The 15,348-nt window shown below is 37.3% G+C and carries 13 protein-coding genes and 3 pseudogenes; 8 read left to right on the plus strand and 8 right to left on the minus strand.

The window, feature by feature from the left end; translation table 11 throughout:
* Positions 1-79: 79 nt before the first annotated feature.
* Positions 80-2,153 (minus strand): annotated as a pseudogene (locus JCM13188_RS16485) (heavy metal translocating P-type ATPase).
* A gap of 107 nt (positions 2,154-2,260) precedes the next feature.
* Positions 2,261-2,626 (minus strand): four-helix bundle copper-binding protein, encoded by a 366-nt coding sequence (locus JCM13188_RS21550; protein WP_369405113.1) that lies wholly within the window; start codon positions 2,624-2,626, stop codon positions 2,261-2,263.
* Positions 2,627-2,887: 261 nt separating this feature from the next.
* Here JCM13188_RS21550 and JCM13188_RS16500 point away from each other — a divergent pair, with 261 nt between their 5' ends.
* From JCM13188_RS16500 to JCM13188_RS16510, 3 genes are all read left to right on the plus strand, one after another.
* Positions 2,888-4,267 (plus strand): multicopper oxidase family protein, encoded by a 1,380-nt coding sequence (locus JCM13188_RS16500; protein WP_279402032.1) that lies wholly within the window; start codon positions 2,888-2,890, stop codon positions 4,265-4,267.
* A 17-nt stretch (positions 4,268-4,284) separates the two neighbouring features.
* Positions 4,285-4,533, plus strand: coding sequence for an SHOCT domain-containing protein (locus JCM13188_RS16505; RefSeq protein WP_054754989.1), 249 nt, complete (start codon positions 4,285-4,287; stop codon positions 4,531-4,533).
* Between the two features lie 242 nt (positions 4,534-4,775).
* Positions 4,776-5,135, plus strand: a complete 360-nt coding sequence (locus JCM13188_RS16510) for a hypothetical protein (RefSeq protein WP_279402025.1) — start codon at positions 4,776-4,778, stop codon at positions 5,133-5,135.
* A gap of 35 nt (positions 5,136-5,170) precedes the next feature.
* Here the strand turns inward: JCM13188_RS16510 and JCM13188_RS16515 are convergent.
* The 5 genes and pseudogenes from JCM13188_RS16515 to JCM13188_RS16530 all read right to left on the minus strand — a co-directional run bounded on the left by JCM13188_RS16515 (position 5,171) and on the right by JCM13188_RS16530 (position 8,159).
* Positions 5,171-5,837 (minus strand): annotated as a pseudogene (locus JCM13188_RS16515) (response regulator transcription factor).
* Positions 5,838-5,839: 2 nt separating this feature from the next.
* Entirely contained in the window at positions 5,840-5,953 is a 114-nt protein-coding gene (locus JCM13188_RS19855) for an ATP-binding protein (RefSeq protein WP_279402033.1), read from the minus strand.
* Between the two features lie 145 nt (positions 5,954-6,098).
* Complete coding sequence (locus JCM13188_RS16520) at positions 6,099-7,187, minus strand: HAMP domain-containing sensor histidine kinase (protein ID WP_279402026.1); 1,089 nt, start codon at positions 7,185-7,187, stop codon at positions 6,099-6,101.
* A gap of 130 nt (positions 7,188-7,317) precedes the next feature.
* A complete protein-coding gene (locus tag JCM13188_RS16525) occupies positions 7,318-7,629 on the minus strand; it encodes a beta propeller repeat protein (protein ID WP_279402027.1) in 312 nt (103 codons plus the stop codon).
* 29 nt (positions 7,630-7,658) lie between these two features.
* Complete coding sequence (locus tag JCM13188_RS16530) at positions 7,659-8,159, minus strand: hypothetical protein (protein WP_279402028.1); 501 nt, start codon at positions 8,157-8,159, stop codon at positions 7,659-7,661.
* A gap of 169 nt (positions 8,160-8,328) precedes the next feature.
* Between JCM13188_RS16530 and JCM13188_RS19860 the strand changes: the two genes are divergently transcribed.
* Together JCM13188_RS19860 and JCM13188_RS16535 are read left to right on the plus strand one after the other, a co-directional pair.
* A complete protein-coding gene (locus tag JCM13188_RS19860; RefSeq protein ID WP_279402029.1) occupies positions 8,329-8,682 on the plus strand; it encodes an APC family permease in 354 nt (117 codons plus the stop codon).
* 1 nt (position 8,683) lies between these two features.
* Complete coding sequence (locus JCM13188_RS16535; protein ID WP_279402030.1) at positions 8,684-9,625, plus strand: APC family permease; 942 nt, start codon at positions 8,684-8,686, stop codon at positions 9,623-9,625.
* A 51-nt stretch (positions 9,626-9,676) separates the two neighbouring features.
* On the opposite strand, the gene JCM13188_RS16540 is transcribed toward JCM13188_RS16535, so the two are convergent.
* Entirely contained in the window at positions 9,677-11,473 is a 1,797-nt protein-coding gene (locus tag JCM13188_RS16540; RefSeq protein WP_054754993.1) for a cation:proton antiporter, read from the minus strand.
* Between the two features lie 135 nt (positions 11,474-11,608).
* Between JCM13188_RS16540 and JCM13188_RS16545 the strand changes: the two are divergent.
* The 3 genes and pseudogenes from JCM13188_RS16545 (at position 11,609) to JCM13188_RS16555 (ending at position 15,209) form a co-directional block, all read left to right on the plus strand.
* Positions 11,609-13,178 (plus strand): annotated as a pseudogene (locus JCM13188_RS16545) (FMN-binding glutamate synthase family protein).
* A 291-nt stretch (positions 13,179-13,469) separates the two neighbouring features.
* Complete coding sequence (locus JCM13188_RS16550) at positions 13,470-13,811, plus strand: P-II family nitrogen regulator (RefSeq protein WP_054754994.1); 342 nt, start codon at positions 13,470-13,472, stop codon at positions 13,809-13,811.
* Between the two features lie 12 nt (positions 13,812-13,823).
* The gene (locus tag JCM13188_RS16555; RefSeq protein ID WP_054754995.1) at positions 13,824-15,209 is read left to right on the plus strand and encodes an ammonium transporter; all 1,386 of its coding nucleotides are present in this window, start codon (positions 13,824-13,826) and stop codon (positions 15,207-15,209) included.
* The last annotated feature ends 139 nt before the right edge of the window (positions 15,210-15,348 follow it).

Here is a 15,348-nt window from a genome sequence, read left to right on the forward strand (position 1 = left end):
AATATTAGGGATTGATCTCTCCTCTAATATTCGTCTTCTTCTAGATTAATTAATATTTTGTCCCAGCCTCTTTTTTTTATTATGCCTTTAACAATTTTGCGTTAATGGCAACTATAACCGTACTTAAACTCATTAGCATCGCTCCAACAGCAGGACTTAGTACAATTCCGATTGGTGCTAGAACACCTGCCGCTAATGGAATAGCAATGATGTTGTACCCTGATGCCCACCATAAATTTTGAACCATTTTACGGTAAGTCTTTCTAGATAATTCAACTAATGAAACAACATCTTTTGGATTACTTTGCACTAATACCACATCGGCCGTTTCCATAGCAACATCCGTCCCTGCTCCAATCGCAATACCCAGGTCAGCTGTTGCTAGGGCAGGAGCATCATTAATTCCATCACCAGTCATTGCAACTTTCGCTTGTTTCTTTTGAATTTCTTTAATATGCTCTGCTTTATGGTCAGGGAGCACCTCTGCATGCACTTCTTCGATACCAATTTCTTTTGCGACCCAATCCGCTACTTTTTGATGATCGCCCGTTAACATAACTGATTTAATTCCGTTATCTTTTAGCAACTGTACTGCTTCTTTAGCTTCATCCTTAATCATATCTGCAAGTGCAACCATACCTAATAGTTTCTCGTTCGATAATACAAAAACAACTGTTTTTCCTTGTTCTGATAAATGGTTAAATGTGTCACGGTCAATATCTATGTTGTTCTTTTCTATATATTTAGGACTAACAATCTTGATGTGTTGACCGTCTATTTTACCTTCTATCCCCTCACCTGTGTTAGAGTTGAAATCTTGTACGTCTTTCAAGGTAAGATTCTTCTCTTCTGCTGAATTTACAATTCCTTTTGCAATAGGATGTTCTGACTTATATTCAACACTAGCTGCTAGCTTAAGTAAATCGTCTTCATTTGTATCATTTGGAATAACATCCGTTACGCCAAATTCCCCTTTGGTTAGAGTTCCTGTTTTATCAAAAAACAACCGTATCTATTTGACGAGCATTTTCAAAATTTACTCGATTGCGTATTAATAAGCCTTGTTTAGCAGATAGTGCTGTTGATACTGCTACAACTAACGGAGAAGCTAACCCCAAGGCATGCGGGCATGTAATAACCATCACCGTTACCATACGTTCTAATGCCACATCAAATGAGTAACCTAATGCTAACCATACAGCTAATGTAACCAGCCCAGCAGAAATGGCAATGTAAAATAACCATTTAGCTGCTCGGTCGGTAAAGTCTTGAGCCTTTGACTTAGAAGCCTGAGCTTCCTTCACTAGATTAATGACTTGTGTTAAATATGAATCGTTACCTACCTTTTGTACTTCAATCGTTATTGAGCCTTCTTTATTAACCGAACCCCCAATAACTTCATCCTCTTTCTGTTTTTCTATCGGAACCGATTCGCCTGTTAACATAGATTCATCAATCGATGTATTTCCATCGATGATCCTACCATCAACTGGTACTTTTTCTCCAGGCTTAACTAGCACACGATCATTAACAGCTAATTCCGATACCGGGATCTCTTCAGTTTCATTATTCTCATCTAATTTATGAGCTGTATTGGGCATCAATTTTACTAATTCTTCTAATGCATTTGAAGCTCCCATGATCGAACGCATTTCAATCCAATGCCCAAGTAACATAATGTCTATTAAAGTAGCGAGCTCCCAAAAGAAATTTCGTCCTTCCAAACCGTAAACAGTTAATGAGCTGTATACATATGCAACAACGATTGCTAGGCCAATTAGTGTCATCATGCCTGGATTTTTCTCTTTTAACTCATCAATACCACCAGTTAAAAATGGCCATCCACCATAGAAAAATATGAACGTAGATAGTCCAAACAAAATATACTGATCATAATTGAAGCGTAAATCCACTCCAATAAAGTTTTGGATCATTGGAGACAGAATCAATATAGGAATGGTAATAAATAATGAGATATAAAACCTCTTTTTAAAGTCTTGTACCATCTGTTCATGATGCGCATGGTGATCATGATCTTCATGATGGCTATGATCATCATGTCCGCCTTGTTGGTTGTGATGGTTATGATCTTGACTATCATGATGTTCTTGCTTATGGCTTTTATGCTGGTCGTGTTTGAAGTCTTGACTCATCACATTCACTCCTTTTTTATTTCCTATTAACTTAATATGTATTTTTTAAACACCACGAATGTATTTAAAAAGAGACAGGTTATTTTAACCTGCCTCTAAGAGTCTTCTTAACCTGCCATGTTTCGACACTGCTGAGCACATTCCCTACATATTTGGGCACACTCTTTACAATGTTCATCCTGCATATTTTCGCATTCCACTGCACATTGATCACACACTTGCGCACATACACCACAAAGATTCATCGCAAAAGAACTGTTACGAGACATATATTGGGCTGCTTGTCCACAAATCTCAGCACAATCATTTAACGACTGAAGACATTTCACTCTTGCTTGGACATCTGGATCTTGCAAACACGCGGTAAAACATTCTTCGCAGGCCCTTAAACATTTTAGGCATGACTCAATACAACTATCCATATTTGTAGGTGATGATGATAATACTCCCATTCTTCTACCTCCTTTAGTCATTTCGACTTTTATCTTTTCCAAAAGTATACAATTTATCCTTAATTCAAAAAATTGTTCAATGTTAGGAATCGTTCATCTGAAATGCACAAAATCTGCATACTTACTGGGTATAACCTTAAGTGAAGGAGGGAAATCAATGAAGAAAAAAATAATAGGAACTCTAATAATTATTCTGCTCTTATTTATAGGATATAGTAGTTATAACTGGTTTTCGAAAACGAATCCGCTAGTAACCCTGAACTCTCTCATGGTGAAGTTAATATCGAAAATTTATATAATACTGAGGAATTTAATGGCCGTCAGTTTACTGAGTATAATTTAACTGCAAAAGAAGTTGAATGGTCACTTGGACAAGGTCAACTGATCAATGCATGGACTTATAACGGCACTGTACCAGGAAAACCACTTCGCGTAACAGAAGGAAATGTGCTAAAAGTTAATTTAAAAAATGAATTAGATGTCCCTGTTACAATCCATTGGCATGGCGCGATATTACCTAATGTGATGGACGGGGTACCTGATTTAACACAAGAAGCCGTTCAGCCTGGTGAAACATTTACTTATCAATTTGTTGCTAAGCATCCAGGAACATATTGGTACCACTCTCATCAACAAAGTTCTCTTCAAGTAGATAAAGGTCTATATGGTTCACTCGTTATAGAAGATCAAGATCAAAAAAACACTTATGACAATGAACAAATCCTAATTTTAGATGAGTGGTCTACAGATGGAAACCGAGAAAGTATCACAAATATGCCTGGTATGATGATGGGTAGTATGAGTGGAGATGGTGAAGCTGATACAAAAGAGATGTATGATACGTATTCAGTCAATGGAAAAACTGGAGACGAAATAAAACCTATCGTTATTAAAAATAATGAAAAGGCATTAATCAGAGTCATTAATGCGGGGTACCAAGTTCAAAAATTAGCCTTTCCAAATGGAACTGCTAGTGTTGTCGCATATGATGCTTCCAAAACAATAGAAGAAAAGAACAAGACTAATATTGTAGAAGTAGCACCTGGGGAAAGGGTCGATGTCGAACTTACCAACAATCAGTCTGAACCATGGTTGATTACAAATCTTACATCAACGGAAAGTGGGACCACTTCTCATGTACCGGTCCTATCGAACCCTCAACAAAATCACAAAAGTGTTAAACCTAGTGAATTAACAAAAGAAAAAACGGTTGACGGGTCAACACTTGGTAACAAAGAACTCATTTTCAACCATACTCCTAACAACGTTGATGTTAATTATGAAATGGATTTAAGTATGGGAATGGAGATGGGTGAAGGAATGACGTTCCAAATTAATGAACAAGTATTCCCTAACACACCGCCAATCAAAGTAAAAGAAGGGGACATTGTTAAGGTAGAGATTAGAAATAACGGTCGTTTAAATCACCCAATGCATTTACACGGTCATCGGTTTCAAGTCGTATCTAAAAATGGAAAAGTATATAAAGATCCCATGGTTAAAGATTTAATAAATGTTAAACCAGGAGAAACCTATGAAATATACTTTAAGGCCAGCAACCAAGGAGAATGGCTATTTCATTGTCACGATAATAACCATGCAGACCGTGGTATGATGACCATTGTTGATTATGAAGGCGTCTTCTCGCCATATGTAAAATAATAAAAGGAGTGAAACTAATGAATGGTGGAATGATGAATGGTGACATGGGAGGAAATCTATTTGGTGGTTTTTTCTTCAGTTTAATCATGATTGTATTAATTGTATTGATCATTGTTGTGCTAATATGGATGTTTAGAAATCCAAGTGACAATCACAAGCAAACTAATCAATCTCAAGATTCATTAGAAATCCTCAAATCAAGACTTGCTAAAGGTGAAATTACAGAAGAAGAATACGAGCGTTTGAAGGATAAAATAAACCATTAAAAGAAGCTGATATTTCATCAGCTTCTTTTAACATAATTTTATTGGCCGCATAAAGATAAAGAAAAAGAGGTGGCCATTTTGGAAAATTTACCGTCCGTTGACCTAGGGTTAATGGCAGAGCATTTAGCTGCCCATGAAGGGGTTATTAACAAGTTATTTTATATGAATCGATCACAACACTTCCAAAACTAAAAGAACTCTTACAACTACAAATTTCAATCATGATGAGTCACGTTGATGTCATGCTAAAGTTGATAGATTCTGATAACAAGCAATCAGTGAATGTCCCTCCACTAACCACATATGAAGATGTAACATTTCAACATCATTTTCAGCCTTTAAATGATTATACAAATAAATGGGTAACGTTAGAAGCCCATAATACAGCTAAGTGTATGTCAGAGCAAAATTATATATCGTCACTAAATATGAAAAATCCAAACGTCAAAAAAGCGCATTCTGATATGGCTTTACAACAAGCTCATATTCAGAAATTATATAATGAGCTGATCTCAATTATGAATTGGTCGTTTGTGCCTCACTCAACTATAGAGACTCAATATCAAACCTATCAATTTTATAGCGAGGTTTATCATGAGTAGCAAGAAAATCATATTCTTGCTACTTTTTTTGAAAACTAATTAACCCACTTATAACCAATCCCCCATACGGTTACTAAATGAGCGTCGACTGGAAATCCTACTTTTCTAATTTTATCTCTAATATTACGTATATGTGAATCAACGGTTCTCCCCTCAACATCCGTTGCATAACCCCAAATTAAGTCTATTAGTTTATCCCGTTCATAGACTTTACCAGGATTTTTATTAAATATCCAATCATTTTAAATTCTTTTGGAGTTAATTTGATTACTTGATTGTTATACGATAATTCAAAAGTATCTTCATTCCACATTAAACCATTTGATTCTACAATTGATTGGGGTTGTGTTCTTCTAAGAAGAGCTTCCATTCTTGCAACTAGCTCTAATTCATCAAATGGCTTTGTAATATAATCGTCTGCTCCTAATTTAAAACCTTTAATAAGGTCCTCCTGTTGGTCCCGTGCAGTTAACATAATAATAGGAACACTTGAGAAGGATCTTATTTTTTGACATAATTCAAACCCACTCATTTCAGGCATCATTAAGTCTAAAATGACAATATTTATCTCTTTTGCTTAATAATATCTAAACCGTCTCTTGATTGAGATATCTTAATACATTCATAACCATGTGGCTGTAAATAGACTTCAATTAAATCCAGCATTCTTATTTCGTCATCCACAATTAGTACTTTTTTCATTTTTAAACACTCCTCGGAAGGATAACTAAGACGGTCGTTCCACGGCCTAGTTCACTATCAACCTCTATTGAGCCACCATGTGACTCTACTATTTCCTTTGCTATTGTTAAGCCAATACCCGATCCGCCACTTGATCTAGAACGTGATTTTTCAACTCTATATAAACGATTAAAATATACGGAATTTCTTCCTTAGGGATACCTTCACCTTCATCAGTTATCTGAATGGTAATTGAATTTTCAGACTCAGTGACATTTAAAGTTAGTTTACTTCCATCAGGGGAATGTTTTTTGCATTATCTAATATATTAATTAACACTTGCTGAATGCGAGGCGGGTCTATAAAAGCTTCTAAGTGATTGGGACAATCAGCCTCTACCCTCAACTTTTTATCAAGAAAAGCTGGTTTCAATCTACGTATAACTGTCTGAATAATATCACATAAAGGTACCAATTTTTGATTGATGACAAACTTATTCTGATCAACTTTGGCCAAATCGAATAAATTTTTGATCAAAATCGATAACTGTTCTGCTTCTTCTTTAATAATTGAACTGTATTTGCTGATTTCATCGGTTTCTATGCTTGGACGATTAATAATATCTGCGTACCCTTTAATATAGGTTAAAGGAGTTCTTAATTCATGTGAAATATTAGATAAAAATTCACTTCGTTCAGCCTTTAATTGATCCAAATCTTTAGAGAGCCGTGTAATAGTCCTTGCTAAACTACCTAATTCATCCTGCCTTTCTGTATCTAAATCTATTTGATTATTATCTTCATCAATTTGTTCTGTTGCTTCTTTGATTTTGATTAAAGGAGCTGTGATGAACTTAGATAAAATGATAATCGTAATAACTGTAAGGATTAATGTTATTAAGCCAATCAGTTTAAATTGATCCTCTAACTCTGCAAGCATATCTTTAACTTTTTTCGTCTTTGCAAACATTAAGACATGCCCTTTAGTTCGACCATCAATTACAATTAAACTGTCTGATGCAATATACTTCTTTGTTTTCCATCTATCTTCAATCATCATGCCACCAGAGTCAATCGGTGTCCTGACAGCTCTATTAATCACCTGTCTTATTTCTTGTTCTATTGGATTGGAATTAACAAGTACTTGTCCATTTTCATCGGTGATAACGACAACAAAATCAGATGCAGACTCCATAATCCCAACATGTTCCATGGTCGACTCATTGTAATGATCCTCAAGAACATCCCGATGTGTATTTCCTCTAGCAAGTAAACTGTCCATAACTTCTTCAATTTGGTTATTAGCTAGGTTCGTATATAAGATAAAAAATAATGCCACCTCAACTAAGACGATAAATATGAAAAATAACATTCCTACCTTGAATGAAAGTTTATTCATCATTTATTGAACACGACCACTCTTGGATAATAATGTCCATGTTTTAGTACTATCCTTTGTTAAATATACATCTCCACTGGAGTAAGTATGGATCGCTAATTCATTAGGATTTTGGGGTTTGACTTATATCCATGGGTGCATCCTTACCTAGTTCAGGCAAGTTATTAACCGTTTTCTCTTGATTCTTCAGACCATAACTGACCAATGATGGTGAACCATCAAATGTGGAATAATATAAAGTATTTTCAGTAAAATAAACCCCGATTCCTTGTTTTCGTTCCGTTAATAACTTGAAGCTTTGTCCACCATCCTCTGACAAATATACGCCTCCTACTGATGTGACCGCTAATAAATTAGAATTATTCGGATGAACAGCTAAATCTATGTATTTACCGTCTATACTTGAACTGCTCACTTTTTTCCAATCTTCACCTTCAGAATTACTTAAGTATAACCCTTCATCCAAAGTCGAATTAGATTTAGGATTGTATAAAAAAAAATGTCATGACTCTCATACCCAACGGACAACAAGTGAAAATCTACTTCACCAACAAACCCAACATTTTCTAATGTTTTACCACCATCTAAACTTCTCTGAATGCCAATAGGATTCGGTAAATCAGATTGAGCACCTGGATGCCCAGAAGTATAAAACCCTTGATCTACTACATTGAAACCCATATAATCATTGATATTTTTAGTGGTTTCAAACCACTTGCCATCTTTGTAATATTTAAGCCCTGCGTGCGTACCGAAATTTAATTGACCATCCTTGTCATAACCCATACCGTGAACATGTGTCAATTGGTCACCTTGCAGTTCCTTCTCAAATGAATCGCTTTGTAAACTAGAACATCCAATTAAGAACAATAAGAACGTCATACTCACTAAGATAATTATTTTTTCATCATCGTAACCTCCACTATCTATATCACTCGATATCATATCAATGAATTATCAAGTTTCTATGCAGAAAATTTATTGAACATGTGAACAAACGAAATCTTTATATTAGTCATTTTATCCATATCTTATTATGAGAAGCCACCATCTGCACATTTTTTGCATAATTTTAGGGAAAAGCTATAAAAACGATTTAAAAAGAGGTGAATAAATGACTCAATACAAGAAAAATAGCATTACCCTAATCGGTGCCATCGGTTTAGGTACAGGAGTTATGATTAGTGCCGGGATTTTCGCCCTATTGGGTCAAGTTGCCGAACTAGGAGGAAAATGGTTTCCACTTATTTTCATTCTAGGGGGAATTGTGACTGCATTTAGTGCTTACTCTTATATAAAACTAAGTAATACTTACCCCTCTGCAGGTGGCATCGGTATGTACTTAGTTAAAGAATATGGTAAAGGAACTTTAACAGCATTTGCAGCATTACTCATGGCTTTTTCAATGGTCATTAATCAAAGTTTAGTTGCAAGAACTTTTTGGAAACTATACCTTACAATTAATTAATGTGGATTCCAATAGTTTTTGGATTCCTGTTTTAGGTGTTGGTCTATTAATTTTTGCTTTTATAGTCAATATTTCAGGCAATAAATTCATTCAAACCTTTACATCATTCGTTTCGCTACTTAAAATCATTGGATTACTTATTTTTGCAGGTGCGGGTTTGGTAGTCGTCAATTTTACATTTAGTCCTGCGGAAAGTACTAGCCAAGCACCAGAAACAAGTATCGCAGGTTTTATTGCGGCAATTGGTTTGACTGTTCTATCTTTCAAAGGGTTTACTACCATTACGAATCAAGGTGAAGAGATTGTAAAACCTAAGAAAAATGTTGGACGAGCCATTATGTTTTCGATCTTGATTAGCCTAGTCGTTTATATTTTATTAGCGTGGGCCGTATCGAGTAATTTACCTTTAAATAAAATTATAGAGAAGAAGGATTATGCACTTGCTGCAGCAGCTGAGCCAGCTTTAGGGAATTTAGGTGTTTGGTTCACTGTCATCATAGCTATTATTGCTACCATTTCTGGGATTATAGCTAGTGTATTTGCTGTTTCAAGGATGCTAGCTATGCTCACAAATATGGATTTGATTCCACATAGCCATTTCGGCATGCCAGGTAAAATTCAAAGACACACGTTGGTTTATACCATTGTTATTGCCATGGTTTTAACCGTTCTATTTGATTTAAGCAGAATTGCTTCATTAGGTGTCTTCCTTTATTTGATTATGGACCTAATCATTCATTGGGGGTTACTTACGAAGTTAAAAGATCAAATTGATTTCAATCGCATCATTGTTATAGGAGCCATTGTACTTGACTCCATTATATTAATAGCCTTTACCTGGGTTAAAATCAAAGCCGATTCCCTTATTGTTTTAGTAGCCATTGTGGTTATGATTATAACTTATATTGGTGAAAGATGGTTTTTAAAAATAAGTAAAAAGTAATGCTTAACACTTCATAAGCCGCTAACTATAAATGTCAGCGGCTTATATTCTCTAGTTTTGTACAGGTTTTTGTAACGAAACAACCGTATCGCCCGCTTCAGGCTTTACTTCATTATTCGGTGTGAAGAAATCAAGGTTTCCTGACTTTCTTAATATAAACAATAAAACACTTTCAGAATCTAAATCTTTTAAGAATTGATTGTACGTGTATTGCTGAGTAATCCCCGTTCTCTTAAACAAGAACCCTTTATTAATTTTATCGTTTAATGCGCTCCAGTTAGCATTTTCTTCAAATAATAAGCGGCCACTTAAGTGTTTGCTCACATCTTCTAAATGATCTCCTTGATTGACTTGAAGTGGTAACTGGAATAAATGCTCCCTGCCAAATGCAGGCATAAAGGTCGAACTCACTAGCGTATTATAAGAGTCATATTCCGTAAGACCTATCATATATTCATAAGGCGTAAGGTCTATTTGGTAGTCCGTTTGTTCGGACAAAATCTCACCATGCTCATAAGGGACGCCAAGTCTCCTTGCGTGAGATAAGCGACTCCATGATGAATCTGTGACTAATACCGGTATATTAAGATCCTCTAAAACTTTGGCTAAATTAACCGAAAACTTACTAGCCCCGACAATTAATACACCCGGCTTACTTTCTGTAGATAAATTAAGATGTTTTGCTACCCAGCTAAGTGAAAACCCATGGACCACAACTGTTGCAAAGACAAGTCCGAATGTAAGAGAGGTTAGGATTTCAGCATCTTCAAAGCCTGCATCTAATAGTACACCCGCAAAATACCCTGAAACAGTTAGCGCGACAATCCCGCGAGGCGCAATCCAGCCAACGAGTAACTTTTCCTTAAATTGAAGATCCGTTTTGATCGTCGATAAAAATATACTTAATGGTCTTGTGACAAAAAGCATAATTAAGATAAAGACGATAATATGCCAATCAAAAATGGATAGTAGCGTTTCACGGTTAAGCGAAGCTGTCAGCATAATGAAAATTATCGAAATGAGTAGGATTGATATATTTTCCTTAAAATGCCTCATATCGCCAATAGATGAGATATGCATATTCGCTATGGTCATCCCCATGACCGTAACGGCAAGTAATCCCGTTTCGTGCATTATAGTGTCACTTAATGCAAAAGCCATCACAACACTAGCTAATACGACGGGTGATTTCAAAAATTCTGGTACATAACCATTTTCGAACATCCACCCAATTCCGTACCCGAAAAAGGCACCAATGACCGCAGCTAATAATGAACCAGCTAAGAAAGCTAAAACCGTTGCAAATGTGACGGCATCCATTGTTACAAATTTAACGAACTCATATGCAAACACGGCAACGAGTGCGCCAAACGGATCAACGATAATACCTTCCCATTTAAGGATAGCTGCTGGTCTAGGTTTTAATTTTGCCTGCCTTAAAAGTGGCAAAATAACAGTTGGGCCAGTCACGATGAGAATACCACCAATCACAAAGGCAACCGCCCATGATAAGTCCGCGATATAATGTGCTGCTAAAGAACCCAAAATCCAGGCAAGAAATGCACCCAACGTTGTGATACGAAAGATTGGTTTTCCAAGTCCTTTTATTTCACGAAAATCTAAATTCAGGCTTCCTTCAAATAATATAATACCGACGGCAATTGAAATGAGCGGGCTATACATTCCGCCCAAATCTTCTTGCGGATTTATGATTCCTAAAATCGGACCTGCGAGTAAGCCCATAACAGACATCACAACAATGGCTGGCATTCTAAAACGCCATGCAAGCCACTGGGAACTTACTCCTAGTGCTCCGATTAACATTAAGATAAATAATAAATTATCCATATAAATACCTCTCTCACTCTACGAACCATATGATTCAAAATGTCTGCTTGTGGTATATTGTGTATAGGACATTCGATATAGAGCGTTCCATTTAATTTCACGTTTGAATTATATATATTTTTAGGGGGCGAGTCAATGACAGAATTAGCTTCATTATTTTTATTAATTATTATCTTTCTACTATTAATTATCCCAGGAGTTTTTATGCTTTATGGCTATTTTATCGATCGGAATCAAAGACGTCATTCTGTGTTAAAAAACTATCCATTAATAGGTAGAGTGCGCTACTTTTTTGAAAGTATAGGGCCTGAGTTAAGACAGTATTTATTTACAGAGGATAACGAAGGCAAACCTTTCTCACGAAAAGACTACCAAAACATTGTGTTACCGGCAAAGTATAAAAAGAGAATGGTCGGCTTTGGGTCGCAGCGTGATTTCGATCAACCTGGTTATTACATAAAAAACACGATGTTTCCTAAATTAGAAGAAGAATTAGCCATCGATCAGCAAGAAAAGATTAAGACTTATGCTTATTATATTGAAAAAGAGTACCTTTTTCACGTAAAGAGTATCGAATCAAGAAAGAAGTTGATCCATACTTTTTAGATGAAAAGCATTCAGTGGTTATTGGACCAAATTGCCCGAAGCCTTTCGTCGCTAAAGGACTCATCGGAATGTCTGGCATGAGTTATGGCGCACTTGGCGACCGTGCTGTAACTGCATTATCCTTAGGACTAGGCAGAGCTGGCGGAACCTGGATGAACACAGGTGAAGGAGGCGTGTCGGATTATCACTTAAGAGGAAATGTCGATTTAATTATGCAAATTGGCCCAGGCCTATTTGGCGTCAGAACAAAAGAAGGCGAAATGTCTTGGGAACAGCTGCAAAACAAAGCTGGGATTGAACAAATTAAAGCGTTTGAATTGAAGCTGGCTCAAGGTGCTAAAACGCGTGGTGGACACGTTGAAGGCGAGAAAGTCACTGAAGAAATTGCAGCGATTCGTAACATTACGCCTTACCAAACCGTTGACAGTCCGAACCGTTTTAAAGAGTTCGATGACGTCTATGGCATGCTCGATTTGTCGAACGTGTACGTGAAGTAACCGGCAAACCAGTCGGGATTAAAATTGTGGTCGGCCAGCAAGGCGACATCGACACACTAGCGCGGGTAATGGCTGAGACCGGCCACGCTCCAGACTTTATTTCCGTTGATGGCGGTGAAGGCGGAACGGGCGCTACTTATCAAGAGCTTGCAGACAGCGTTGGCTTGCCGATCAAATCAGCGATCCCGATCTTGCACGGAGCCCTAGTGGACCATGGCGTCCGCGACCGAGTTAAAATTATTGCATCCGGCAAACTGTTCACACCTGACCGAATAGCTGTCGCCTTAGCATTAGGTGCCGACCTCGTTCAAGTTGCCCGCGCGTTCATGGTCACTGTTGGCTGCATCATGGCGCAGGTCTGCCACACGAACCACTGTCCAGTAGGTGTTGCAACCACAGACCCTAGTTTACAAAAAGCCCTTAATATAGAAGAAAAATCTTATCGGGTAACGAATTTTGTGATCTCTGTACGCGAAGGCCTGTTTAACATCGCGGCCGCTGCAGGCTTAGAGTCTCCTACCCAACTGAAAGACGAGCACGTTTCTTATAAAGATCTGTATGATGTCGTTTATGAGAATCATTTAATGACGAATCAGAAGTAAAGCTCCTCTAGGTGAGGAGCTTTTTTTGTGAGTTGGTTAGAACCTTGGGCTAGATTTACCGATCAGTTTTTTTAAACCATATTCGTCGGTTCTTCAGCACCCCCCCTCCTTCACTTTCACTGCTTCAACCCCTGTTTTTGCCTATCAATTATAAAATTAATTTTCATTTATGTTAACTTTCCTTACATATTTTGTTGAAAAGGTTGATTTTTCACAAAAATAAGCATATTATAATTAATAATTACATTTAGTGTTAAGAAAGTTAACAATAAAATTTAAAGGAGTGATTTTTTGAAAAAGATTGAAGCGATTATTAGACCTGAAAAGTTCCAAGACCTTAGAGACACACTTGATCAAAAAGGGGTTAAAGGAATGACAATCTCTGAAGTTGCTGGGTGTGGGCAGCAAAAAGGGCAAGAAGGCATGTTTAGAGGAACAAGATACGAAATTAAACTTTACCCAAAAGTAAAAGTCGAATTAGTCGTTGATGACCATGAAGTTGACTTACTAGTGAACACCATTCTAAACATTTGTGCCACTGGTAATGTGGGTGATGGGAAGATTTTTGTCACACCTGTTGAAAATGTATATCGCATTCGTACAGGTGAACTTGGAAAAGAAGCATTAATATAAGGGGGAATACAAATGGTTAAAAAAGTTTTATCGTTAATAATTGGTTTAAGTTTAATTCCTACTGTATCTTTTGCTGCAACATCAAATGAGATCGCCCCATTGATTTCATCAATTGATATGGTATGGATGATGTTAGGCGCTTTCCTAGTATTCTTTATGCACGCTGGATTTGCGATGGTTGAGACAGGATTTACTCGTTCAAAAAATGCATTGAACATACTAATGAAGAACATGATGACCATAGCCATAGCATCTGTTCTATACTTTTTAATAGGTTTCGGACTGATGTTTGGTGATTCGCTTGGTGGTTTTATTGGCACATCAGGGTTTTTACTCACAGGACAAACCGATCAAATAGGGTTCTTTGTCTTTCAAGCTATGTTTGCCGCAACATGTGCGACAATTATTTCAGGTGCAGTTGCCGAAAGAATCAAATTAAGTTCTTACTTAATCCTTACTATTTTCATGACTGGAATCATTTATCCAATCGTCGGACATTGGATTTGGGGTGATGGCTGGTTAGCTGCACTTGGTTTCGTAGACTTTGCTGGTTCATCAGTTGTTCATTTAACAGGGGCAGTTGGTGGACTAATAACGGTGTTAGTGCTTGGTCCTCGTATAGGTAAGTATGCTAAAACTAAAGTCAACGTGATCCCAGGACATAATATTCCAATCGGAGCCTTAGGCGTATTTATCTTATGGTTCGGTTGGTTCGGATTTAACGGAGGGAGTACCCTTGCCGCAGATCCTACATTAATCCCATCAGTGATTGCGACGACACTTTTATCTGCATCAGCTGGTATCGTTGCATCAGCCTTATACTCACACATAAAGTTCAATCGAATTGACGCCACGCTAACATTAAACGGTGCACTCGCTGGGCTTGTAGGAATCACCGCTGGTACAGCAAACGTTACACCAATTGGCGCTATTTTCATCGGCTTAATAGCAGGTATTATTTTAGTCGAAGCAGTCCAGTTACTCGATCGCGTATTAAAAATTGATGACCCAGTCGGCGCCATTACCGTTCACGGTATTTGCGGAATATGGGGCACAATCGCTGTTGGATTATTTGCGGTTGAAGGCGGACTGTTTTATACAGGTAGCTTTGAATTACTAGGAATTCAAGCGCTCGGTGTCATCAGCGTCATTTTATGGACACTTGTTACAACTGCGGCCGCATTATTCATCATTACTAGCACCGGTTCAATCAGAGTTTCGCGAGAAGATGAAATTGCAGGTCTCGACTTCTCAGAACACGGATCATCCGCCTACGAAGCAACGAACAGTATCTATAACGAAAACTTAGACATGAAAGGCGAATTCGGCATCGGATTGTTGAAACGATTAGATCGGCTAGATCAGAAATCTCCTGACTCAGGAGAACAACCTTCATAAAATAGGAAAAGCTCCTCGTTGGTGAGGAGCTTTTTTGTTGATAATGAGGGGCTTTACGGCCTGTTTTTGAGATTTATCGGCCCGTTCTATCAGTCAGTTTTAAGGTTTTATCGGTCAGTTTTTTAGATTTATCAATCAG

It is taken from the genome of Piscibacillus salipiscarius JCM 13188, from assembly GCF_001311865.1.
Taxonomy (GTDB): Bacteria; Bacillota; Bacilli; order Bacillales; family Alkalibacillaceae; genus Piscibacillus; species Piscibacillus salipiscarius.